General features: G+C 61.9%; 15 protein-coding genes, 1 tRNA gene and 1 pseudogene. 16 read left to right on the forward strand and 1 reads right to left on the reverse strand.

Annotated elements, in window-relative coordinates; translation table 11 throughout:
* Positions 1-98: 98 nt before the first annotated feature.
* The 4 genes from cysS to tilS all read left to right on the forward strand — a co-directional run bounded on the left by cysS (position 99) and on the right by tilS (position 5,150).
* Positions 99-1,496, forward strand: a complete 1,398-nt coding sequence (gene cysS, locus AQ611_RS07815) for a cysteine--tRNA ligase (RefSeq protein WP_059516706.1) — start codon at positions 99-101, stop codon at positions 1,494-1,496.
* A 47-nt stretch (positions 1,497-1,543) separates the two neighbouring features.
* Complete coding sequence (locus AQ611_RS07820) at positions 1,544-2,479, forward strand: DNA-3-methyladenine glycosylase family protein (protein ID WP_069234165.1); 936 nt, start codon at positions 1,544-1,546, stop codon at positions 2,477-2,479.
* 113 nt (positions 2,480-2,592) lie between these two features.
* Positions 2,593-3,564: an acetyl-CoA carboxylase carboxyltransferase subunit alpha gene (locus AQ611_RS07825; RefSeq protein ID WP_059516711.1), complete on the forward strand. Its 972-nt coding sequence runs from the start codon at positions 2,593-2,595 to the stop codon at positions 3,562-3,564.
* Between the two features lie 47 nt (positions 3,565-3,611).
* Entirely contained in the window at positions 3,612-5,150 is a 1,539-nt protein-coding gene (tilS, locus tag AQ611_RS07830; RefSeq protein ID WP_069234166.1) for a tRNA lysidine(34) synthetase TilS, read from the forward strand.
* A 392-nt stretch (positions 5,151-5,542) separates the two neighbouring features.
* Here tilS and AQ611_RS24570 read toward each other — a convergent pair.
* Positions 5,543-5,784: pseudogene (locus AQ611_RS24570) on the reverse strand (hypothetical protein).
* Here AQ611_RS24570 and AQ611_RS07840 point away from each other — a divergent pair.
* From AQ611_RS07840 to AQ611_RS07900, 12 genes are all read left to right on the forward strand, one after another.
* Entirely contained in the window at positions 5,767-7,017 is a 1,251-nt protein-coding gene (locus tag AQ611_RS07840; RefSeq protein WP_059516717.1) for an aspartate kinase, read from the forward strand. The pseudogene AQ611_RS24570 and the gene AQ611_RS07840 sit on opposite strands and share 18 nt — an antisense overlap.
* A 115-nt stretch (positions 7,018-7,132) precedes the next feature.
* Positions 7,133-7,226: transfer RNA gene (locus AQ611_RS07845), tRNA-Ser, on the forward strand.
* Positions 7,227-9,170: 1,944 nt separating this feature from the next.
* Positions 9,171-9,509, forward strand: a complete 339-nt coding sequence (locus AQ611_RS25440) for a hypothetical protein (RefSeq protein ID WP_146011847.1) — start codon at positions 9,171-9,173, stop codon at positions 9,507-9,509.
* A 220-nt stretch (positions 9,510-9,729) separates the two neighbouring features.
* On the forward strand, positions 9,730-10,659 hold the full coding sequence (locus AQ611_RS07860; protein WP_069234170.1) for a type VI secretion system protein TssA: 930 nt from the start codon (positions 9,730-9,732) through the stop codon (positions 10,657-10,659).
* Between the two features lie 28 nt (positions 10,660-10,687).
* Positions 10,688-11,254 (forward strand): type VI secretion system contractile sheath small subunit, encoded by a 567-nt coding sequence (tssB, locus tag AQ611_RS07865; RefSeq protein WP_059516725.1) that lies wholly within the window; start codon positions 10,688-10,690, stop codon positions 11,252-11,254.
* Entirely contained in the window at positions 11,251-12,771 is a 1,521-nt protein-coding gene (gene tssC / locus AQ611_RS07870) for a type VI secretion system contractile sheath large subunit (protein ID WP_069234171.1), read from the forward strand. Before tssB ends, tssC begins: the two co-directional genes overlap by 4 nt.
* 151 nt (positions 12,772-12,922) lie before the next feature.
* Positions 12,923-13,450 carry an Hcp family type VI secretion system effector gene (locus AQ611_RS07875; RefSeq protein WP_059516728.1) on the forward strand — a complete coding sequence of 176 codons (528 nt, stop codon included), beginning with the start codon at positions 12,923-12,925 and terminating at the stop codon, positions 13,448-13,450.
* A gap of 91 nt (positions 13,451-13,541) precedes the next feature.
* Complete coding sequence (locus AQ611_RS07880; RefSeq protein WP_059516730.1) at positions 13,542-13,967, forward strand: GPW/gp25 family protein; 426 nt, start codon at positions 13,542-13,544, stop codon at positions 13,965-13,967.
* Positions 13,968-13,982: 15 nt separating this feature from the next.
* A complete protein-coding gene (gene tssF / locus AQ611_RS07885) occupies positions 13,983-15,845 on the forward strand; it encodes a type VI secretion system baseplate subunit TssF (protein ID WP_069234172.1) in 1,863 nt (620 codons plus the stop codon).
* Positions 15,842-16,834: a type VI secretion system baseplate subunit TssG gene (locus tag AQ611_RS07890; protein WP_069234173.1), complete on the forward strand. Its 993-nt coding sequence runs from the start codon at positions 15,842-15,844 to the stop codon at positions 16,832-16,834. Before tssF ends, AQ611_RS07890 begins: the two co-directional genes overlap by 4 nt.
* A gap of 2 nt (positions 16,835-16,836) precedes the next feature.
* Positions 16,837-19,629, forward strand: coding sequence for a type VI secretion system ATPase TssH (gene tssH / locus AQ611_RS07895; RefSeq protein ID WP_069234174.1), 2,793 nt, complete (start codon positions 16,837-16,839; stop codon positions 19,627-19,629).
* On the forward strand, positions 19,620-21,911 hold the full coding sequence (locus AQ611_RS07900) for a type VI secretion system Vgr family protein (protein WP_069234175.1): 2,292 nt from the start codon (positions 19,620-19,622) through the stop codon (positions 21,909-21,911). Before tssH ends, AQ611_RS07900 begins: the two co-directional genes overlap by 10 nt.
* Positions 21,912-21,914: the final 3 nt, after the last annotated feature.

The raw sequence follows: 21,914 nt of genomic DNA on the forward strand, positions 1-21,914 counted from the left end.
GGAAGTGCACGGCACGCGGGCCGGCGGGAGAGTTCCGCCGGGTTTCGCATGCACGGCGAGTATCGCCAGGCGGTTTCCTTCGGCTCAATTTCGTCTCTATGGAATCACTGCGCATCTACAACACGCTCGCGCGTGACAAGCAAGTTTTCGTGCCGCGGCAGCCCGGCGAGGTGCGGATGTATGTCTGCGGGATCACCGTCTACGACTATTGCCACATCGGACACGCGCGGATGGTGGTCGTGTTCGACGTCGTCCAGCGCTGGCTGCGCGCGAGCGGCTACCGGGTGACTTACGTGCGCAACATCACCGATGTCGACGACAAGATCATCCGTCGCGCGATCGAGAACGGCGAGTCGATCAGCGCGCTGACGAGCCGCTTCATCGATGCGATGAACGCGGATTTCGACGCGCTCGGCGTCGAGCGGCCGGACCACGAGCCGCGAGCGACCGCGTTCATCCCGCAGATGCTCGGCATGATCGAGAAGCTCGAGGCGAACGGCTACGCCTATCAGGCAAAGGACGGCGACGTCAATTTCTCGGTGCGCAAGTTCGACGGTTACGGCAAGCTGTCGGGCAAGTCGCTCGAGGATCTGCGCGCGGGCGAGCGTGTGGCCGCGAACGATGCGAAGGAAGACCCGCTCGACTTCGTGCTGTGGAAGCGCGCGAAACCGGACGAGCCGGCCGAGACCGGCTGGGATTCGAAATATGGGCGCGGCCGCCCGGGCTGGCATATCGAGTGCTCGGCAATGGGCTGCACGCTGCTTGGCGAGCACTTCGACATTCACGGCGGCGGGCAGGATCTGCAATTTCCGCATCACGAGAATGAGATCGCGCAAAGCGAGGGCGCGACCGGGCAGACGTTCGTCAATTACTGGATGCACAATGGCTTTGTGCAGGTCGACAGCGAGAAGATGTCGAAATCGCTCGGCAACTTCTTCACGATCCGCGAGGTGCTCGAGAAATTCGATGCCGAGGTCGTGCGCTTTTTCATCTTGCGCGCGCATTACCGTTCGCCGCTCAATTACAGCGACGTGCATCTGGACGATGCGCGCGCGTCGCTGACGCGCCTTTATACGGCACTGAAGGATGTGACGCCCGATGATGCGGCGCTCGATTGGCACGACGATTACGCACGCCGTTTCACGGCGGCGATGAACGACGATTTCAACACGCCGGTTGCAGTCGCGGTGCTGTTCGAGCTGGCGACCGAGGTGAACCGCTCGCGCGATCCGGCGCTCGCGCGCCAGTTGCGGCGGCTCGCTGGCGTGCTCGGCCTGCTCGGCCGCGAACCGCGCGTGTTTCTTCAGGATGCGGCGGGCGCGGCGCGCACGGGCGCGCTCGATGCAGCCGAGATCGAAACGAGGGTCGCCGCGCGCGTTGCCGCGAAGCAGGCGAAAAACTATGCCGAGGCGGACCGGATCCGGGCGGAATTGCTCGATGCCGGCGTCGCGCTTGAAGACAAACCGGGCGGATTGACCGAGTGGCGCCGCATATGAGCGCGCATCGTCTGTCCCATTGATCGATTCGCCAGGTAGGAGGCTAGATGGTAACGGCCAGAAAGGCGCCGGCTAAGGGAGCGGCGACGCAACCGTCAGTAGCGCTCAAGCGTGCCGGCGCGCGTGCGCCGGCCGCGCAGAAAAGTGCGGCCGGGCGCGCGGCGCCCAACGGCGCGGCGAACGGCGCCGCGTACAAGCCGGGCGTGCGCGACGCCGCCGCGAAGCGCGCGAAGGGCGACGGCGAATACGCGGCCGACCTGCCGCAGGACGGCGCGGCCGCATCGGCGGCCGAGCCGCAAACCGCGCGCAAGGCGAAAGTGTCCGAGGCCGCGGTGCCTGTGCAACTGAGCAACGCGGAGACGGTCGCGCGCCCGCCGTACTGGGACAAGGCGTGCGCCGATCTCGTCAAGCGCGACCGGATCCTGAAGAAGCTGATTCCGAAATTCGGCCCCGCGCATCTCGTGAAACGCGACGATTCGTTCGTCACGCTCGCGCGCTCGGTCGTCGGCCAGCAGATTTCGGTCGCGGCCGCGCAGTCGATGTGGCTGAAGATCGAGACCGCGTGTCCGAAGCTCGCGCCGCAGCAGATCATCAAGCTCGGCCAGGAAAAGTTGATCGGATGCGGTTTGTCCAAGCGCAAATCCGAATACATCCTCGATTTGGCGCAGCACTTCGTGTCGGGTGCGCTGCACGTCGACAAATGGGTGACGATGGACGACGAGGACGTGATCGCGGAGCTTACGCAAATCCGCGGCATCGGCCGCTGGACCGCCGAGATGTTCCTGATCTTCAATCTGTCGCGGCCGAACGTGTTGCCGCTCGACGATCTCGCGTTGATTCGCGCGATCAGCGTCAATTATTTCAGTGGAGAGCCCGTCACGCGCAGCGAAGCGCGCGAAGTGGCGGCGAACTGGGAGCCGTGGCGCACCGTTGCCACGTGGTACATGTGGCGCAGTCTCGATCCGTTGACTGTCAGTAGCTGATCCGATAGCCAACCGAGGCTATTGCAAATTATCTGTCGATAGTTTTGACCCGTACTTGCACCGGATGCGCGCGGTAAAATACGCGCTGCCGCAAGACCCAAGGATTCCAACACATGAAGACCACATTTCTGGATTTCGAGCAGCCTATCGCCGAACTCGAGGCGAAAATCGAAGAACTGCGCTTCGTGCAGGACGACTCGGCTGTCGACATCTCGGAAGAGATCGAGCGGCTGTCGAAGAAGAGCCAGCAGCTCACGAAGGATCTGTACGCGAACCTGACGCCTTGGCAGGTCTCGCAGATCGCCCGCCATCCGCAGCGGCCCTACACGCTCGACTACATCAGCGAGTTGTTTACCGATTTTCACGAGTTGCACGGCGATCGCGCATTCGCGGACGACCAGTCGATCGTCGGCGGTCTTGCCCGTTTCAACGGTCATGCATGCATGGTGATTGGTCATCAGAAGGGGCGCGACACCAAGGAGCGTGCCGCGCGCAACTTCGGAATGCCGCGGCCGGAAGGCTACCGCAAGGCTGAGCGGCTGATGCGTCTTGCCGAGAAATTCGGGTTGCCGATTTTCACGTTCGTCGACACGCCGGGCGCGTATCCGGGCGTCGGCGCCGAGGAGCGCGGCCAGTCCGAGGCGATCGGCCGCAATCTGTATGTGATGGCCGAACTGAAGACGCCGATCATCACCACGGTGATCGGTGAAGGCGGTTCGGGCGGTGCGCTGGCGATCGCGGTTGCCGACAGCGTGTTGATGCTGCAATTCGCGACGTATTCGGTGATCTCGCCGGAAGGCTGTGCGTCGATTCTGTGGAAGAGCGCGGCGAAGGCGCCCGAGGCGGCCGAGGCGCTGGGCCTGACCGCGCACCGGCTGAAGGCGCTCGGGCTGATCGACAAGATCGTCAACGAGCCGCTCGGCGGCGCGCACCGTGATCCGAAGGGCATGGCCGCGCTGCTGCGTCGCGCGCTTGCCGACACGCTGCGCCAGTTCCAAGGCATGAACGTCGACGCGCTGCGCGCGCGCCGCTTCGAACGCCTGATGGCTTACGGCAAGTTCAAGGAAACGGCGCTGGGCGCGTAAGCGCCGGGCGCCCGGTTTGGACGAACGGCGCGCCACGCCGCATCGCCGTGATTTCCCCCAATGAGTTTTCCGCCGATCGCGTCGTGCTCGACGCGATCGGCGCCGCGTCGTCCGCGTGGCCGGGCGACGCGACGTTTGCGCTCGCGTACAGCGGCGGGCTCGATTCGACTGTTCTGCTGCATGCGGCGGTGCGGGTCGTCGGCGCGGCGCGTTGTGTGGCGCTGCACGTTCATCATGGATTGAGTCCGAATGCCGACGCGTGGCTCGCGCATTGCGAGCAGGCGGCGCATGCGCTCGGTGTACGCTTCGACGCGATGCGCGTCGACGTGCCGCGCGCAAGCGGCCAGGGGATCGAAGCGAGCGCGCGCGAAGCGCGCTATCGGGCGCTCGATGCGATGTGCGCGCGGCACCATGCGCCCGTGCTATGGCTGGCGCAGCATGCCGACGATCAGGCCGAGACGGTGCTGCTGCAATTGCTGCGCGGGGCCGGCATTGCGGGGCTCGCGGCGATGGCGCCGCAGTATCGACCCACCTCGGCGAGCGTCGTGCGTGCACGGCCGTTGCTGCATCTGCTGCGCGCGCAACTCGAGCGCTATGCGCGACAACAGGCGCTGCGCTGGATCGACGACGAATCGAACGAAAACACGCGCTATGCGCGCAACGCGTTGCGCGCCGACGTGCTGCCCGCGCTTGCGCCGCACTTTCCGGGGTTTCGCGACGCGCTCGGCCGTGCCGCGCAGCATGCGGCAGCCGCGCAGCGGCTGCTCGACGCGCTTGCCGCGAACGATCTGCGCGCGCTCGCGCGCGACGATGGACGCGTGCTGTCGCGCGCCGCGCTCGTCGCGCTCGACGACGAGCGCGGCGCGAATCTGCTGCGCTACTGGATGCGCACGCTCGGGCTGCCGGGCGCGTCGGCCGCGCGTCTTGCCGAAATGATGAAACAGCTGCGCGCGGCGCGTGACGCGCATGCGCTGCGCGTCGATCATGCGGGGTGGCGTCTTCGTCTTTATCGCGACGACGTTCAGTGGGAGGCGGACGAACGCACTGGGCCGAGCGGCACGAAAGCGGGCGATGCGGGCGCGGATCAGCATTCAGGCGCGAACGTCGATAGCCGACGCCAAACCGACGGCGGCGCTGCCGCGGCCGTTGCCGCCGGCGCGCGGGGTGGGGCGGCGTCGCAGGCGCACGCGGCGGCGGCTGCGCAAATCGACTGCGTGCTCGTTTGGCGCGGCCAGGAGGTCTGGCATCTGCCGGCGTGGCGCGGCACGTTCGTGTTCCATCCGACGCACGCGCGCGATCGCGATGCGGTGCCCGAGGCGCTTCTTGCCGGCGCGGACCTGCATGCGCGTGCGCGCACCGGCGGCGAGCGGATGCGCGCATTGCCGGGCGGGCCGGGTCGCACGTTGAAGAATTTGTTTCAGGAGCGCGGTGTGCCGGCGTGGCAGCGCGACGTGCCGCTGCTGTACGTCGGCGATCGGCTGCTGTTCGTGCCGCGCGTCGGTGTGAATCGCGCGTTCCACCTGGACGCGGATGCGCGCGGCGAATGGCGGCGCATCGAGTGGCGGCCCGATTGGCTGATTGCCTAGCGCTGGCGTGTTCAGGGCAACGGTGAACGTGCGAACCGGTCTTGCTTGTGAATCCGACGACGAAGGCCGCGCATCGGCCGCGCCGTTTTTGCCGCGACGAACCGCCATCCCGTCTGCGTGCAAAAGCACGTGCTTTCGGATACAAACGCGGTGTGTTCGCCGCCGCTCGCCGCCCGGTTCGGCGGGCGGCTTCGGACCCGCGTAAGCGGATCGTCGATTTGATGCGCGGGCCTCGGCGCGCGGCTTGCCCGACGTGCCGGCAACCGCCGCATCGATCTGGTTGATCCGGTTGCGAGTGAGGCGCTTGCTTGCGCGCGGGGCCGCTTAAAGAGGTCGCGATCCGTGCGATGCTGGGCAGCGCGGCTTGTCAAGCAGCGATCGATCGGGTACGCTCAAGTGTTTGCTCGGCTCGATTTTTGAGCATTTTGTGCAGGTTTCCCGCGTGACGTACCCGGTTTGCGCGGCCTGAGCCGCCTTCCGGGCAAATCGCCACGCCCTGCGTGCTGCGCCCCAGCCGTTCTTCCCGTCGTCCGTCCACAGCCACAAGCCGCGTGACCGAACGGCACCGCGGTCTGTCCAGCATGTCCGTGCGGCCTCTCTCCAGTTCTGAACGACAATGGCACTCATCGTACATAAATACGGCGGCACTTCGATGGGCTCGGTCGAGCGCATCAAGAACGTCGCAAAACGCGTCGCAAAATGGCATCAGGCCGGACACCGGATGGTGGTCGTGCCGTCGGCGATGTCTGGCGAAACGAACCGTTTGCTCGGGCTCGCCAAAGAGATTTCGAGCCAGCCGAATCCGCGTGAGCTCGACATGATTGCGTCGACGGGCGAACAGGTCAGCGTTGGCCTGCTGTCGATCGCGCTGCAGGAAATCGGCGTCGATGCCGTGAGCTACGCCGGCTGGCAGGTGCCGGTCAAGACCGACAGCGCTTACACGAAAGCGCGCATTCACTCGATCGACGACGAGCGCGTGACGAAGGATCTCGACGCGGGCAAGGTCGTCATCATCACGGGCTTTCAAGGCGTCGATCCGGATGGCCATATCACGACGCTCGGCCGCGGCGGCTCGGATACGTCGGCGGTCGCGGTTGCGGCTGCGCTCAAGGCCGACGAATGCCTGATCTACACCGACGTCGACGGCGTCTACACCACCGATCCGCGCGTCGTTGAAGAAGCGCGCCGCCTCGATCGCGTGACGTTCGAGGAAATGCTGGAAATGGCAAGCCTCGGCTCGAAGGTGCTGCAAATCCGCTCGGTCGAGTTTGCCGGCAAATACCATGTGAAGACGCGTGTGCTGTCGAGCCTCACCGATCCGCAGATTCCGCTCGACGAAGAGATGTGCTCGGGCACCCTGATTACTTTTGAAGAAGACGAGACCATGGAAAAGGCAGTCATTTCCGGTATTGCGTTCCAGCGTGACGAAGCGCGCATCGCGGTGATGGGCGTGCCCGACAAGCCGGGCATCGCATATCAGATTCTTGGCCCGGTGGCCGACGCGAACATCGATATCGACATGATCATCCAGAACCAGAGCGTGCAAGGTAAGACCGACTTCACGTTCACGGTCGGCCGTGGCGATTATCAGAAGGCGATGGACATCCTCACGAACCAGGTGAAGGGGCATGTGAGCGCCGAGCAGGTGCTGGGCGACCCGAAAGTGTCGAAGGTATCGGTGGTCGGAGTCGGGATGCGTTCGCACGTCGGCGTCGCGAGCACGATGTTCCGCACGCTGTCGGAAGAGGGGATCAACATTCAGATGATTTCGACGTCCGAGATCAAGATCTCGGTGTTGATCGACGAGAAATATATGGAACTCGCCGTCCGCGCGTTGCATAAGGCGTTCGAACTCGAACAGGCATGATGAAATTTCCGTGACGCGTGCGGTGAATATGCGTCGCGGAAATTTGACGTTCTGCTCGGAACCCTATATTATCTTGGTTTCGTCGCGCTGCCTCCCTGGCGCGAGCGAAGGTTTGGGAGACGTGGCCGAGAGGTCGAAGGCACTCCCCTGCTAAGGGAGCATCTGGGCCAAAACCTGGATCGAGGGTTCGAATCCCTCCGTCTCCGCCAGTATCTGGCGGCGAAACCCCGCAGAGTCTAGGCTCTGCGGGGTTTTTGTTTTGCGGTGACGAATAAGGAAGGGTGGTAATCAAAACGACCATCGCTTCGACAGCCCCTTTTCATGCGGCGGCACTTCAGCCCATTTCATTGGTTTCTGGCAGTCACGATATCCGAAGTGCGGCAGGGCATGCGCCTGGTTTCCGGTGGGCCTCAGTCCACGGCCAAGACGCAGACCGGCGTGAACGCGGATACAACGTATTCCGGCGCGACGAGTTTTGCCGTGAGGCGCGGACGAGCGGTTTCCTCTCTCGACTCTGATGCACGTTGCCGCGTGTCATTTTTTCACTGCCATGCATCCGGTGCGTGTGCGTTCATTTGCGCTTTGCATGCGCGGCCATGGCGGGCATATCGCAAGCGAAGCCTTTCGCGTGCGTTCGCATGGTCTCGCGCTCCTGTTCTGGACAGCACGCTTGATCGCGGGCCCGACGATGCTCGTTGTGACGAGCGTGAATCCCGTTTGCGCTTCATTTCCTTCGTGCGGATGACGTGGAGCGAAGCTTGCTGCTTCGCTGGCCAGGCAGGCGTGTTGTTCGAGTTGCTTGTGTGGATAAAGCGACGGCTGCAATCGTTGCCGTCCTTTGGAATCCGCTCGATGAATCACGTTGGCTGCGCAGGCGCGATCATACGATGGCAGGCTGCGCAGCGCCCGATAGCGCACGGTTCGCAAACGCTGCCGCTCGCGAGTGTATGACGCAGCACTGGGAGAGCGCTTGATCAGGTTTTCCGCGTCAGGGGCGGCGCTCGTCGAAACGATGATGGCGTACCGAAGGGTGGCGTGAGCGCATTCTTTCGGATGCGTTCGGGCAGATTGGGCGCGATGGAGTGGCCGACGTATGCATCGCATTGCACGATCTGTGCGCCGACGAAACCAGTGCCAACCTTCATGACGGGGCACTCATTGCGAAGCCACTCGATCCAGGTCCTGCATTCGCACTTGCTGCTATGGGTCGACAAACCATTGGTGGGATTCGCGATGCAGTGCGACATCGATGATGATCGCATCGCAATGGTTGCGTGAACAACGAATGGCATTCGCGGTTTGCCTATATAAATCCGTCGGGTGCTGACATGGGATGCGAGGCATGGCACGGCCTGGCAATGAGGCGGCTAGCGTGCCTGCATCGCGGGCGGCCATAGTCGCGAGCGCATCGACGCGAAGGGGCGGGTCGATGGTGAACAGGCGTCACTCAATGAGATTGGAGTCTGGCGACTAACGCATGAAGCTTGGCGCAGTCGTTGAGCAGCGTGTTGTTGTTCGGACGCTTGCCGTCCTGGTCGAGGGCAGCCTATGGTGGATGCCGTGTGCGTCGCCGATTTTGTTCAACTGGTATGTCATTGGAGTCGTCCGCGCGCTGTGTCTGAATGCTGCATGTGCGATGTCGGGTAGTGGGTCAAATCGGTCACTGGCTTGTCACGTATCTTCGCCGCGTGCACTTAGCGCTTTCCGTGGTTTGGTGTCCTTGCTAACTATGTAGTGCTGTAATGCGCAATGCCATCGTTGCCAAAGTATTACGGGCCGGGGTATGGGTTCGACATCGGAAATTCCAACGGCAAACGCATCAGCCGGGTAACCAAAAATATTTATTTAATAAATAATTTATTATTTGTTTGTATAAGAATTTAACTTCGTTTATTAAATAATACAAGTAAATAATCTTTTTGACGATTTGATGTGCGGGATTTGCTCTGTAATCTCCCGCACATTAGGGGAAACCGTCGTAAATTAGGAAATTCTTTACAGAAAATTAAATGACGGGCTATTATGTTGGCCAACGGTGCAAAGTTTGTTCCGCTGTTAATGAGTGGTGTGAGGGCAGCGATCGAGTTAGGGAAAACACCTATCGAGGTAAATAACTAATATAAATTTCATAAGATTGAGAAGGGAGCGTAGAAATGGGTCACGACAAAGAACTTGTATTCCTGGCGTTTGCCGCCTCAGTGATATTGATAACCGCAGGCATGCAGGCTGACATGCCTACCTACGTGGCGCAAAGGAATAACGGAGTTGATGTCTCCCACGAGCGGCTTGGGCAGGCGTGCTGCGCACCGCCATCGGCCGGACTCGTTGCTGAAAGCGGCTTCAGCAAACTTCTCCCCCATCGTATCGATGTATCGAAGAGATCTGTTTCCCAAAATACACAAGCGCTCAGGAAGCCGGCGGATTTAATTATGCCATCTTTCGGACTGTTTGATGTCGTGAAAATAACATTTTCTGGAAATATTCTTTCATGACCCAATTTCATGATGGTTCGGGAATCGTGGTGATGAATGATTGATGTAAATTCTTCCGGTGATGTGGAATTTTCAAGAAGGACTCAGTCCGCTTGGATAATATTTACCGATTTTGATTCTAGGATCGGTGGCGCTGATTGCATTGGGTATCTTTATATCCGGGGTTTGGGTGGCGTTTGGTAGTCAAGAGTGGATTTAATGTTGACGTTAAGGAATTGAGATGGGCGAAGATGCGGTACAGGCCGGCTCATCGGATCCTGATGGGTTGGATTTCGATGAGGAGTTTATCCAGGTCGATGCCTTGATTTGTGAATACGATTCGGTTGGAGAGGCACAACCCCGGAAAGCGGGATATACCTTCCAGTGGGCACAAATCGAAAATTCTTGCTACTCACTCCTAAAAAAGGAGCGAGATGTTCGTGTAGCGATATGGTACATCCGGGCATGCATGGCGAGGAGAGGGATTCCTGGCCTTGCCGAAAGTATCAGAATGCTTGCGGACATCATGAGTTCGCCCATCGAGCAGATCCACCCGCGGGCACAGCCGGGTGAGTTGCCTTGCGACACGCTTCTGCTTCATCTCAACTGGCTCCTGAGTCCCCAGTTCCTACATCAGTTCGGCAACGCTCAAGTTGCCGAGCAGGGCGTGACGTTGAGTGCGCTCGCGAGCGGCGACGTTGGCTCGCTACTGGAGAGTAACGAGCGCAAGGATACGGCAGTAAGGTTTCTATCTGAAACTAAGGAATCCTTATTACTTATCGAAAAAAGCATCAAGGCTTTGGAACGAGAGTTCGACGTTTCGAGCATGTCCGGCTTGATTGATCGGGCGCTATCCAGATTGAAGCCGACGGAAGATCCGCAGGTGAACTCGATTCAGCCCGCCGTGCGGGCGAACGACGCTGGTGAGCGAGAGCGAGACGGCCGTCTTGTTGCCGGCGGCGCGCTGACATCGAGGAAGGATGTCGAAGCCACCTTGCAACGCCTTGCCGAGTACTTCCGAGTGTATGAGCCGAGTCATCCGGCGCCGATATTTTTGGCTCGGATTCAACGGATGCTAGGGGCGCAGTTTGGCGAAGTGATGGCCGAACTTTATGCCGACGGGACGGCGCTGGCGGCCCAGATCGACCGACCCAACGGGGCTATCAAGTAAATTTTTTAGTTCTACTTAGGAGGCAGCAATGGTTCGTCAAAAAGATGGTCAGAAATTTATCGGAGAGAGCCGCGCTCCGAGAGTGCAGATCGAATACGACGTCGAGATCTACGGCTCGCAAAAGAAAGTCGAGCTTCCGTTCGTGGCGGGCGTGATGGCTGACTTGTCCGGCGACAACGTTGAGCCGCTCGGTCCGGTGGAAGAGCGCCGGTTCTTGGAAATTGATGTCGAGAACTTCGACGATCGGATGGCCCAGATCGCACCGTCGCTCAGCTATCACGTTAAAAATGTGCTGACCAACGACGGCACGCTGATCCCGATCGATCTGACCTTCACGTCGATGGATTCGTTTGAACCCGCCGAGGTCGTCAGGCGCATTCCTGAGCTTTCGACGCTGCTCGACGCACGCAGCCGGCTCAAGGAGTTGCTGACCTACATGGACGGCAAAGCCGCCGCCGAGGATCTGATCCACGAGTTATTGCGCAGACAGAACGTGACGGATGACGATACCGCCGCCGTCGCGTCGGCGCCCAGCGATGCCGCTCCCGACAACGCGCCGTCCGGCGAGGGAGCGCCGAATCAGGAGGTCAAATGAGCACGCTCAACCAACTGGAATCCGCGGCCGAGCAGGTCGTCTTCAAAGAACATCAGGAACAGGTCGATGACGATCTGAAGGACATCCTTCGACGTTCGTTCAGGCCAAGAACGACCGAGGCCGCCGAAGCCGTCGAGTCTGCGGTCGCGACGTTGCTGAAATATGCCCGCCGAGGCAGGGTGGTCGTGCGCGAAGATGTCGCGCAAACGATCGAGCAACTGATCGTGGAGTTGGATAAGAAGATCTCCGAACAACTGACGCTGGTGCTGCATAACAAGCGGTTCCAGGCGTTGGAAGGCGCATGGCGCGGTTTGCACTACCTGGTGTCGAATACGGATACCAGCGAGAATCTCAAGATCCGCTACTTGAATATCTCGAAGGCCGATCTCGCCAAGACGCTGCGCCGCTTCAAGGGCGTGGTATGGGACCAGAGCCCGATCTTCAAGATGATTTATGAGCAGGAGTACGGACAGTTCGGTGGCGAGCCGTTCGGCTGTCTGATTGGAGATTATCAGTTCGATCACGGCATACAGGACGTATCGATTCTGACCGAGATGTCGAAAATCGCTGCTGCCGCGCACGCGCCGTTCATTGCCGCAGCCGCGCCCGGCTTGCTGCAGATGGACAATTGGGACGAGCTGTCGAACCCGCGCGACGTCTCCAAGATCTTCACTTCGAGCGAATACACGTTCTGGCGTCGTCTGCGGGAGAGCAATGACTCCCGCTACCTGGCACTGACCCTGCCGCGTTTTCTCGCGCGAGTGCCATACGGGCCGAAGACCCAGCCCGTCGAGGAGTTCGGTTTCGAAGAAAAGGTCGACCCGAACCGCGCCGAGGATTTCTGCTGGGCGAATTCCGCCTATGCGATGGGCGCCAATATCACGCAGGCGTTTAAAACATATGGCTGGTGCACGAAGATTCGCGGCATCGAGTCGGGTGGCGCAGTCGAGGTGCTGCCGAAGTTCGTGCTGCCGTCGCAGGACAACGAGATCGAACTGCACTGCCCAACGGAGATCGCCATCTCGGATCGGCGTGAACATGAACTCTCGGAGTCGGGGTTGATGCCGCTCGTGTATCGGAAAAATTCCGACACGGCCGCGTTCATCGGCGCGAAAACCGTGCATCGTCCGGCCGTATACGAAGATGACGATGCGACCGCCAATGCCAATTTGTCGTCCCGGTTGCCGTATATCTTCGCGACGTGCCGCTTTGCGCACTACTTGAAGTGCATCGTTCGCGACAAGATCGGCTCGTTTAAATCGCGGGAAGACACGCAGCGATGGTTGAACGACTGGCTGATGAATTACGTCGACGGCGATCCGACGATCTCCAGCGAAGTCACCAAGGCGCAGCGTCCGCTGTCGGCCGCGGAAGTCGTCGTGGACGAAATTCCGGAAAACCCTGGTTATTATCGTGCGCAATTTTTCTTGCGCCCTCATTTCCAACTGGAGGGGTTGACCGTGTCCCTCCGGCTGGTTTCGAAGCTGCCGTCGATCAAGCAGGAGTCGGGAAGCTGACTGGCAACGGTTAGTCAGATGTCCCGTGCATCGATCGACGAGCGGACCTCGAATCGTCGCAACGCAACATCGCAGTGGATGATGCCGAGCGATTAAGTCGTAGTCACGGTGGGTTAGTTGGATTTCTTAAAGTGATTTAGGAGTTCTTATAATGTCAAATGCGTTGGTTGATTATTTCCTGCAGATCGATGGCGTTGAAGGCGAGTCGACCGATCAGCAGTACCCGGGTCTGATTCAGATTCAGAGTTGGCGGTGGGCGGAAGAGAACTCGGGTCGCTGGGGGTTCGGCAGCGGCGGCGGTGCAGGCAAGGTAGAGATGAAGGACTTCGAGTTCCGCATGGTCTCGAACAAGGCTTCCCCGAAGTTGTTCCTGATGTGTGCGACGGGCGAGCATATCGCGAATGCAAAGCTGATTTGCCGCAAATCGGGCAAGGGGCAGCAGGAGTTCCTGACGATCACCTTCGCAAGCGGCTTGGTGTCGTCGTTTCAAACGCTCGGCAACATGCCGTTCTCCCAACTTGGCCATGGCAGTGGGCAAGTCGACAACGTGCTGCCGACCGACGAAATCAAGATCAACTTCGCCCAGATCGAGTTCGAATATCGCGAGCAGCGTAACGACGGCACGATGGGGGCGGTGATCAAGGCCGGCTACGACCTCAAGCTGAACGCCGCAGTCTAACGGGCTCAGCATTTGTCCGGGTCAATCATGGACCGTGTTGCGTCTCGGGGCGCAACACGCGCATCGCATCAGTTGTACGAGTAAACAGACGATGGTCGATCAACTCTATAACAAGCTGTCCAAACGTTTTAAACGGGACTCGCTTAAAGATGTCGTCGGACATCATCTCGTGGATTTGATGAACTGTTCGATGCGCGGTGCACGCATCAGTGTGCTCGACAACAGTCCGGCAGCCTATTCGGTGTTGAACTATGGTTGTCCGCCGATGCAGGTTCCTGGCTCGACCCGGATCGATCCCGTGCAAGCGGCTTCGCACATATGCGAGGTGATGCGGCGCTTCGAGCCGCGTGTCGACATGACGCGCACGAGTGTTCGGCCAAGACCTGGACGTGATCGGCATGCAAGGCAAGTTATGTATTTCGATATCCTAACGATATGGAAAGAAAGTAAATCCGAAATCAAGTTGAGTCTCGCGCTCGACTATTTGGATGGTTTTTTTAGCTTGGCTGATGCTTGAGCGCCGAGAACGATCATGAACTTCTTGGACCACTACAACGACGAACTGCGCCAACTGCGCGATGCGGGCACCCGTTTTTCCAGGGAGCATCCGCAGGTTGCATCGGCGCTCGGTTTGCACCCGGATACGGTCACCGATCCGTTCGTCGAGCGGTTACTCGAAGGCGTGGCCTATTTGTCGGCTCGCGTGCAAACGCGTCTGGACCGGGAATGCGCGGAATTCGCGCAGCAGGCACTGGGACGCGTGTGTCCGCTCTTCATGGGCGCGACCCCGGCGATTTCGACCTTTGCATTTCATCCCGACCTGGACTCGCCGGAAGCGTTTCGAAGCAACACGCTGCCGCGCGGTTCGTTGGTCACAGCTCGCCTGCCAGGGCGCAAGCTGCCGGTGACGTTTGCGACCGCGCGCGACGTGACGCTCTTGCCGATCCGGCTCGCGAAGGTCGAATGCAGCCGCAGTTTGAACAGCTTGCCTACGTTGCTTGCGCAACGTCTTGCATCCGCACAGGCCGTGCTGCGGTTTCGTTTCGAGCTGGATGGTTTGACGACGGTGGGCGATTTGAAGAAGGACGAGGCGAAGCTCGAGCCGCTGCACTTGAGTTTCGCCGGCGACTTGCCGCGTGCTTATGCGCTGCACCAGGTGATGCTCGCGTCGAGCAGCGCGTGGTACGCGGTTGTGCCAACCCGCCGCGGCGACGAGGTGCTGACGTTGCCGATGACGGGTATCAGGCTGTCGGGTGTCGACGACAGCGAGGCGCTGCTGCCGGCCGATTTGGGCGGACTGCCGGGTTTGCGGTTGCTGCGCGAATACTTCGCGCAGCCCACCCGTTTTCTGGGCGTCTATCTCGACGTGCTCGAAGCGATTGCGAGCGCCGACCCTTCGGCGCAGTCGTTCGAATTGTTTTTTGCGCTACGGCACGTGCCTAACGGATTGATCGGCGAGGTGTCAGCCCAGCAGTTCCGGCTGTTCGCAACGCCCGTGATCAATCTGTATCCGAAGCGTTTCGACCCGTTGCCCTACGACCCGAATCTGACCGAGCAGTGGGTGCCGGTCGACCGTATGTCGCCGGCGGCTTATCACCTGTGGGGTTTGACGGAAGTCAGCGTATACGAAAGCAACGGCAACGCGCACGCGGCGCGCTCGGTACTGGAGACTGGGGGATACGAAGCGACGGACGGCTCGATCCGTTACAGCTTGCGGCGGGAAAACGCACTGCTGGCCGACGGTGCACGTCGCGACCGGTTCGATCCGCTGGCAAGTCATGACCTGATCTCGGTGTCGACGTATGGTGACGCGCTCGAACTGGACGACATCGCGTCGATTGCCGGCAAGGCGCTGGTGGCGGATCGGGATTGGCGGCCGTCGTCGCTGCTCGATGCCGAGCTGAGCTTGCTCGATCCGCTCGCGGTCAAGCGTATCGAGTGTTTGTGGCCGGCAAGCCTGCCGCGCGGGATACCGTCGATCGATGCGTGCTGGGAAGCCGTGTCGCATCTCGGCCACAACCCGCTCGCATTGCGTACCGGCCGGCGGGAGGACATCACCGCGCGCATCATCGAGCAATTGCAACTGGCGATGAATCGCGAAGACGCGCTCGACCGGCAACGCGTCGAGAGTCTGCATTCGGTGCATCTCGAATCGCGCTTCATTGCATCCGGCCGCGCGACGCCGATTGCACTGGTGCGGGCAACGCACATCGAGATCGATGTCGCCGAATCGGCGCATGCGGATCGCGGCGGCTGGCTGTTCGCACGCGTGCTGGCGCAGGTGCTTGCCGAGGCGGCGTCGCTTAACGACGGCGTCGAGATCGTGGTACGGCTCGACGGCGAGCCGATCAGCACCCATGTGAGCACGGCATACGCCGACGGGAGGCTGCGATGAAATTTCATCGAGTCAGGCGCATGTTGAGGCCGAGCCGGACTTTTTTCGAGCTGATGCGCCGCGTTGAAGTGCTGGAGCGCGAGCGCAGCGGCACGGCACGATTCGTTCGGCACAGCCCTGCGTGGCTGCGCATCGAGCAGTTGGCCGGCATGCACTTCGCAAGCACTGAAGTGGAGAGCGTGGACGTCGAGCTGTCGCGCTTCGTCGAAGCGGACGATCACCCGCAGGTCAAGGTCACGCAACGGCATTTCGGTCTGTTCGCACCATACGGCCCGATGCCGTTGCACGTGACCGAGCATGCGATGCAGGAAAAGCGCTTCGAGCGCAACGCGGCGTTCGAGCGCTTCGTCAACCTGGCTTGCGGCGATTTGGCGTGGCTGCATTACCTCGCGTGGTCGTCGATGCATCCGGTGCTGGGCTACGAGCGCGCGCGCAATCCGTTCGTCGAGCGCGTCACGTCGCTGGCCAACGCGAGGGCGAAGACGAGCTGGCTCGCGCCGGGTGAAACCGTGGAGCGTCATGCGCTCGCATGCAGGCGAGCGTTTCCCGGCATCTACTGCGCGCCGCGCCGCTCGCTTGCCGATCTGCAGCGCATGCTCACCCGCTATTTCAACGTGCCGTTGCGCATCGTGCCGCGCTACGGACGCTGGATTCCGGTGCCGGGGTCCCGCGGGGGCGGGTTGCGCATCGGTGCGTGGCGGCTCGGCGCGCGAATCTGGGATGTCCAGCATTCGCTGGAGATCGTGATCGGTCCGATCGAGGCCGACGAGTTTTACCGTTGGCAGCGCCGTGCGGCGGCCATCATGGCCGTTCATGCAGTCACGGCGGATTTCGTCGACGGAAGGATTGACCCCGTCATCAAGGTTCAGGTGCGCACGCGTCCTGAGTTGGCGGGAAAAGTTGGGCGCATGCGCATCGGTGTCGATGCATGGTCTCGGCCGAATCATGCATTGCGCACCCTGACCATCTATGAATCTTTTCGGGACTAGACGTGAATCGCGAACGCATTTTCAATTGTCTTGGCCGCACGACTTATGCGGCTCTCGTCGATGCGACGGCGCTGGGCCGATCGCGGCGGCATACCTTCATCGATCTCGATCACTGGGCGTTGTGCCTGCTGCAACGCGAGCGCAGCGACTTCGCGAAACTGTTCGCGGAGTGGGGGCATGATATCGGTGACGTGAAGCGCCGGCTGGAGAAGGCGCTCGACGCGTTCGACGTGAGTGGCGAATCGCTGCGCGACATCTCCGGCGCGCTCGAGCACAGCGTCGGCCCGGCGGTGATCTGGAGCCAGGTGGCCGCGCCGTCAAGCAAGGTGCGCTCAGGCCATCTGCTGCTTGCCTGGCTGGACGATGACCTCACGCGGCGCTGGCTCCAGCAGCGAGTGCGGGGAGGGATCACGGACGCGTCGACGGACGAAATCGTTAAGCGCTACGAAGCATTGGCGGCGAGTTGGCCGGAAGTGGGCGAATGCGTCGCGTCGCCGGGCGACGACGCGCTCGCGGACGATGCTTCAGCCGATGCGGCGAGTCCGGACGCGCTCGCGAAATGGGCAACCTGCTTGACCGATCAGGCGGCGCGCGGTGAACTGGACCCGGTCGTCGGCCGCGATGCCGAGTTGCGTACCGTGATCGACATTCTGTCGCGGCGGCGCCAGAACAATCCGATTCTCGTCGGCGAGGCGGGGGTGGGTAAGACAGCGGTGGTCGAGGCACTCGCGCAGAAGATTCACGCGGGCGATGTGCCGCCCGGCCTGCTTGGCGCGCAGGTATGGGCGCTGGATCTGGCGCGGCTGCAAGCGGGCGCGGGCGTGCGCGGGGAATTCGAGCAGCGCCTGAAGGCCGTGATGGATGCGGTGCTCGCGGCGCCCAATCCGGTGATCCTGTTCTGCGACGAAACGCACACGCTGGTGGGCGCGGGCGGCGCGGCCGGCACGGGCGACGCCGCAAATCTCATCAAGCCGATGCTCGCTCGCGGCCAGTTGCGGATGGTGGCGGCCACGACATGGTCGGAATACAAGCAATACATCGAGCCGGACGCGGCGCTGGTGCGCCGCTTTCAAGCCGTTCCCGTCGAGGAGCCGGACGACGAAGCCGCGGTCGACATGTTGCGCACCATCGCGCCGCGCTTTGCCGAGCATCATGGCGTGCATATCATCGACGCCGCGCTGCGCAGCGCCGTTGCGCTGTCGCGCCGGTATTTGCCGGCGCGGCAATTGCCGGACAAGGCGATCGGCTTGCTGGATACCGCGTGCGCGCGGGTTGCGATGAGTCAGAATTGCGCGCCCGCCGAACTGGAGCGGCTCGTGCAGCAGGCGTTCGCGATCGAGCAGACGCTCAACTGGCGCGCGAACGACCGGCACATGGGCGTGCCGACGCCCGGCGACGAAGCCGAACTGCAAGCGCGCCGCGGTGAACTCGTGCAGCAGGTGCGCACGCTCGAGAAAGCGGTCGAGGGCGAGCGCGAGGAAGTTCGCGCATGGCGCGCGCGGCTGAGCGCGCCGCCGTCGGCCGAGCAGGGGGACGAAGCCGACAGCAGCGCATGGGCGGCGCGCATCGATGCCGAACGCTGGGTGCGGCCGTGGGTCGACGAGCACGTGATTGCCGAGGTGCTGTCCGAATGGACCGGTGTGCCGGTCACGCAACTGGCGCAGGACGAGGCGCAACGTATCGTCGAGCTGGAGCGCTCACTCAACGCGTGCATACACGGGCAGGCGCATGGGCTGCGCTCGATCGCGCAGGTGCTGCAGGTATCGCACTCCGGGCTCGGTGATCCAGAGCGCCCGCTCGGCGTGATGCTGCTCGCGGGGCCGACCGGCACCGGCAAGAGTCAGGCGGCCGCGAAGCTCGCAGAGTTGTTATTCGGCGGCGAGCGCAATCTCGTGCAATTCAACATGAACGAGTTTCAGGAAGCGCACACCGCGTCGACGCTCAAAGGCGCGCCGCCCGGCTACGTCGGCTACGGCAAGGGCGGGCGGCTGACCGAGGCGATCCGCAAGAAACCGTACAGCGTGCTGCTGCTCGACGAATTCGACCGTGCGCATCCGGATATCCACGAAGTGTTCTATCAAGTGTTCGACCAGGGCTGGATGGAAGACGGCGAAGGGCGGCGGATCAGTTTCCGCAATAGCCTGATCCTGTTGACCACCAATCTCGGCGATGCGGATATCGAGGCGGCGTGCGAAGCGGATCCGCAAACCTCGCAGGCCAAGCTCGAGGCGCTGGTGCGCGAGCGGCTGCAAGGGCGCTTCTCCGCGGCGCTGCTCGGCCGTATTCAGATCGTCGTGTTCCGGCCGCTCGATCACGACGCATTGGCGGGCATCGCTCGGCAGGCGCTCGACGAGATCGGCGAGCGTCTTGCGCAGAACGGGCTGGCATGGCGCGTCGACGAAGGCGTGGCGGACTGGATCGCACGCGCGGTGGCGCGGCACCCGTCGAACGGACGCGCGGTGCGCGACCTGCTGCGCCAGCACGTCATGCCGGCCGTGGCGCGCGGCGTGCTGGCCGCGCGCGCGGAGGACCGGTCGCTGCAGATCGTGCGGCTGTCGGCGGGCGACACGCTGTCGTTGTCGTTCGACGACGACGCGGCTGTGCTGCACGACGCAGCGGCGTTGCCCGATGCGGTGGCGTTGCCCGATGCGGTGGCGTTGCCCGATGCGGCGGCCGAAGCCGATGCGGCGCCCGTCGCTGAAACCGCTGCGGCGACGGCCGACGTCGAAGGCGCTGTTTGCGAAGGCGAGTTTCCGGCCGATGCCGGATCGAAGGGGGAAACGGCATGCGTTTAATCGAATTGCGCAGCGATGTGGTCGATCCGAGCTGCATTGCGTTGGCGCTGAAAGTTCATGAGCGATTCTCGCAGGAGCCGTCTTATCGGCTCGACCTGCTCAGCCGCGACCCGGAGCTGGATCTGGATGCGATGCTCGGCGCGCCGCTGTCGGCCGACATCGATCTGGGTGCCGGCGCGGTGCGCACTTTCAACACGGTGATCTTCGGCGGCTACGACACGGGCCAACTGAGCGGCCAGTACACGTACACGCTGGATCTGAGAAGCTGGCTGTCGTTTCTCGAGGAGAACCGCAATAGCCGGATCTTCCAGAACATGACGGTGCCGCAGATCGTCGAGCAGGTCTTTCAAGGCCACCGGCGCGACGATTATCGCTTCGAGCTCGAAAGCACGTATGACGAGCGCGAGTATTGCGTGCAGTTTCAGGAAACCGATCTGAATTTCATCAAGCGTTTGCTTGAGGACGAGGGCATTTATTTCTGGGTCGAGCACGAGGACGATCGGCACGTCGTGGTGCTGTCCGACACTCAGCGCTTCGAAGACATGCCGTTTCCCTATGGGCAGATGCTGTACCTGCCTGACGGCGAGGAAGAGCGCGCGATTCAGGGGCGCGAAGGGGTGCAGCGGCTGCAGCGCACCCGGCGAGTGCGCTCCAACAACGTCGCGCTGCGCGACTTCAATTACTGGATTCCGTCCAACCGGCTCGACAGCGATGCGCAGACGCCGCCGGAGCCCGCGCTATCGGGCATCCAGTTGCAGTATTACGACTATGCGACGGGCTATCAGGACGAGCAGACCGGTGAGCGTCTCGCGCGGTTGCGGCTCGAGGCGTTCCAGGCGGATTCGCACGTGTTGATCGGCGAGGCGAATGCCCGCGGGCTCGCGACCGGGCGGGCGTTCACGTTGGCAGGGCATCCGGCTGCCACGCGCAATCGCCGCTATTACGTGTTCAACAGCGATCTGACGTTCATCCAGGACGGGCCGGACAGCACGTCGCAAGGCCGTAACGTCTCGGTGAAGTTCCAGGCGCTCGCCGACGACCGGCCGTATCGGCCGCTGCTCACGACCCCGCGCCCGGAGGTGCCGGGCATCCAGAGCGCGACGGTGGTCGGGCCGGAGGTGTCGGAAGTCTATACCGACAAGCTCGGGCGCATCCGCGTGCATTTTCACTGGGATCGCTACAAGTCGACGGAGGCCGATGCGTCTTGCTGGATTCGGGTGTCGCAGGCGTGGGCGGGCAAGGGCTGGGGCGTGATCGCGATGCCGCGGGTTGGCCAGGAAGTGCTGATTACCTACGTCGACGGCGATCTGGACCGTCCGCTCGTAACCGGGATCGTCTACAACGGAGAAAATCCGACGCCATACGATCTGCCGAAAGACATTCGCTACACAGGGCTGGTGTCGCGCTCGATCAAGCGCGCGGGCACTTATCAGAACGCCAGTCAGATCACGTTCGACGATCAGCGCGGCGCGGAACGCGTGATGGTCCATGCGGAGCGGGATTTGCAGCATACCGTCGAGCGCAACAGCTCGACGGCGATCGGCCAGGATCTGAATCTGGACGTCAAAGGCACGGCGACGTCGGTCGTCGGGATCTCGGTCAGCTTCACGGGGATCTCGGTGTCCTATACCGGCCTCGCGGTGAGCTTCACGGGCGTGTCGGCGAGCTTCACCGGGCTGAGCACGTCGTTCACGGGTATCAGCACCAGCTTCACTGGCGTATCGACGTCGTTCACCGGCGTCGATACCGGCTTCACCGGCGTCAGCACGTCGTTTACCGGCGTCGATACCGGCTTCACCGGCATCAGCACGTCGTTTACCGGCGTGTCGACGTCGATCACCGGCCAGAGCTATTCGGTGACGGGCGTTTCGGACAGCATGACGGGCATTTCGTACTCCAGAACGGACACCAGCATCTCGGAGACGGGCCAGTCGCAGAGCACGACGGGGGTGTCGCTGTCGTACACGGGCACGTCCAACAGCATGACCGGCACGTCGACGTCGGTGACCGGCAGCTCGACGAGCATCACCGGCACGTCGATGTCGAATACCGGCACGTCGACGAGCATCACCGGCACGTCGACGTCGGTGACGGGAAGCTCGACGAGCATCACCGGCTCGAGCATGTCGACCACCGGCAGCTCGGTGAGCAACACCGGTTCGAGCGTGTCGACGACAGGCAGCAGCGTGTCGATCACGGGATTCGCATACTCCTATACCGGCGTGAGCTACTCCGATGTCGGCGTGGATTTGAAAAAGCTTGGAATGCAGGTGAAAAGCTAATGC

Origin of the sequence: Burkholderia singularis (assembly GCF_001718875.1) — a bacterium.
GTDB classification, from domain to species: Bacteria; Pseudomonadota; Gammaproteobacteria; order Burkholderiales; family Burkholderiaceae; genus Burkholderia; species Burkholderia singularis.

What these genes read in the sequence shown, in the direction of transcription:
- cysS (WP_059516706.1), top strand. Translation starts at nt 99, where the DNA reads ATGGAATCACTGCGCATCTACAACACGCTCGCGCGTGACAAGCAAGTT.
- AQ611_RS07820 (WP_069234165.1), top strand. Translation starts at nt 1,544, where the DNA reads ATGGTAACGGCCAGAAAGGCGCCGGCTAAGGGAGCGGCGACGCAACCG.
- AQ611_RS07825 (WP_059516711.1), top strand. Translation starts at nt 2,593, where the DNA reads ATGAAGACCACATTTCTGGATTTCGAGCAGCCTATCGCCGAACTCGAG.
- AQ611_RS07840 (WP_059516717.1), top strand. Translation starts at nt 5,767, where the DNA reads ATGGCACTCATCGTACATAAATACGGCGGCACTTCGATGGGCTCGGTC.
- AQ611_RS25440 (WP_146011847.1), top strand. Translation starts at nt 9,171, where the DNA reads ATGGGTCACGACAAAGAACTTGTATTCCTGGCGTTTGCCGCCTCAGTG.
- AQ611_RS07860 (WP_069234170.1), top strand. Translation starts at nt 9,730, where the DNA reads ATGGGCGAAGATGCGGTACAGGCCGGCTCATCGGATCCTGATGGGTTG.
- tssB (WP_059516725.1), top strand. Translation starts at nt 10,688, where the DNA reads ATGGTTCGTCAAAAAGATGGTCAGAAATTTATCGGAGAGAGCCGCGCT.
- tssC (WP_069234171.1), top strand. Translation starts at nt 11,251, where the DNA reads ATGAGCACGCTCAACCAACTGGAATCCGCGGCCGAGCAGGTCGTCTTC.
- AQ611_RS07875 (WP_059516728.1), top strand. Translation starts at nt 12,923, where the DNA reads ATGTCAAATGCGTTGGTTGATTATTTCCTGCAGATCGATGGCGTTGAA.
- AQ611_RS07880 (WP_059516730.1), top strand. Translation starts at nt 13,542, where the DNA reads ATGGTCGATCAACTCTATAACAAGCTGTCCAAACGTTTTAAACGGGAC.
- tssF (WP_069234172.1), top strand. Translation starts at nt 13,983, where the DNA reads ATGAACTTCTTGGACCACTACAACGACGAACTGCGCCAACTGCGCGAT.
- AQ611_RS07890 (WP_069234173.1), top strand. Translation starts at nt 15,842, where the DNA reads ATGAAATTTCATCGAGTCAGGCGCATGTTGAGGCCGAGCCGGACTTTT.
- AQ611_RS07900 (WP_069234175.1), top strand. Translation starts at nt 19,620, where the DNA reads ATGCGTTTAATCGAATTGCGCAGCGATGTGGTCGATCCGAGCTGCATT.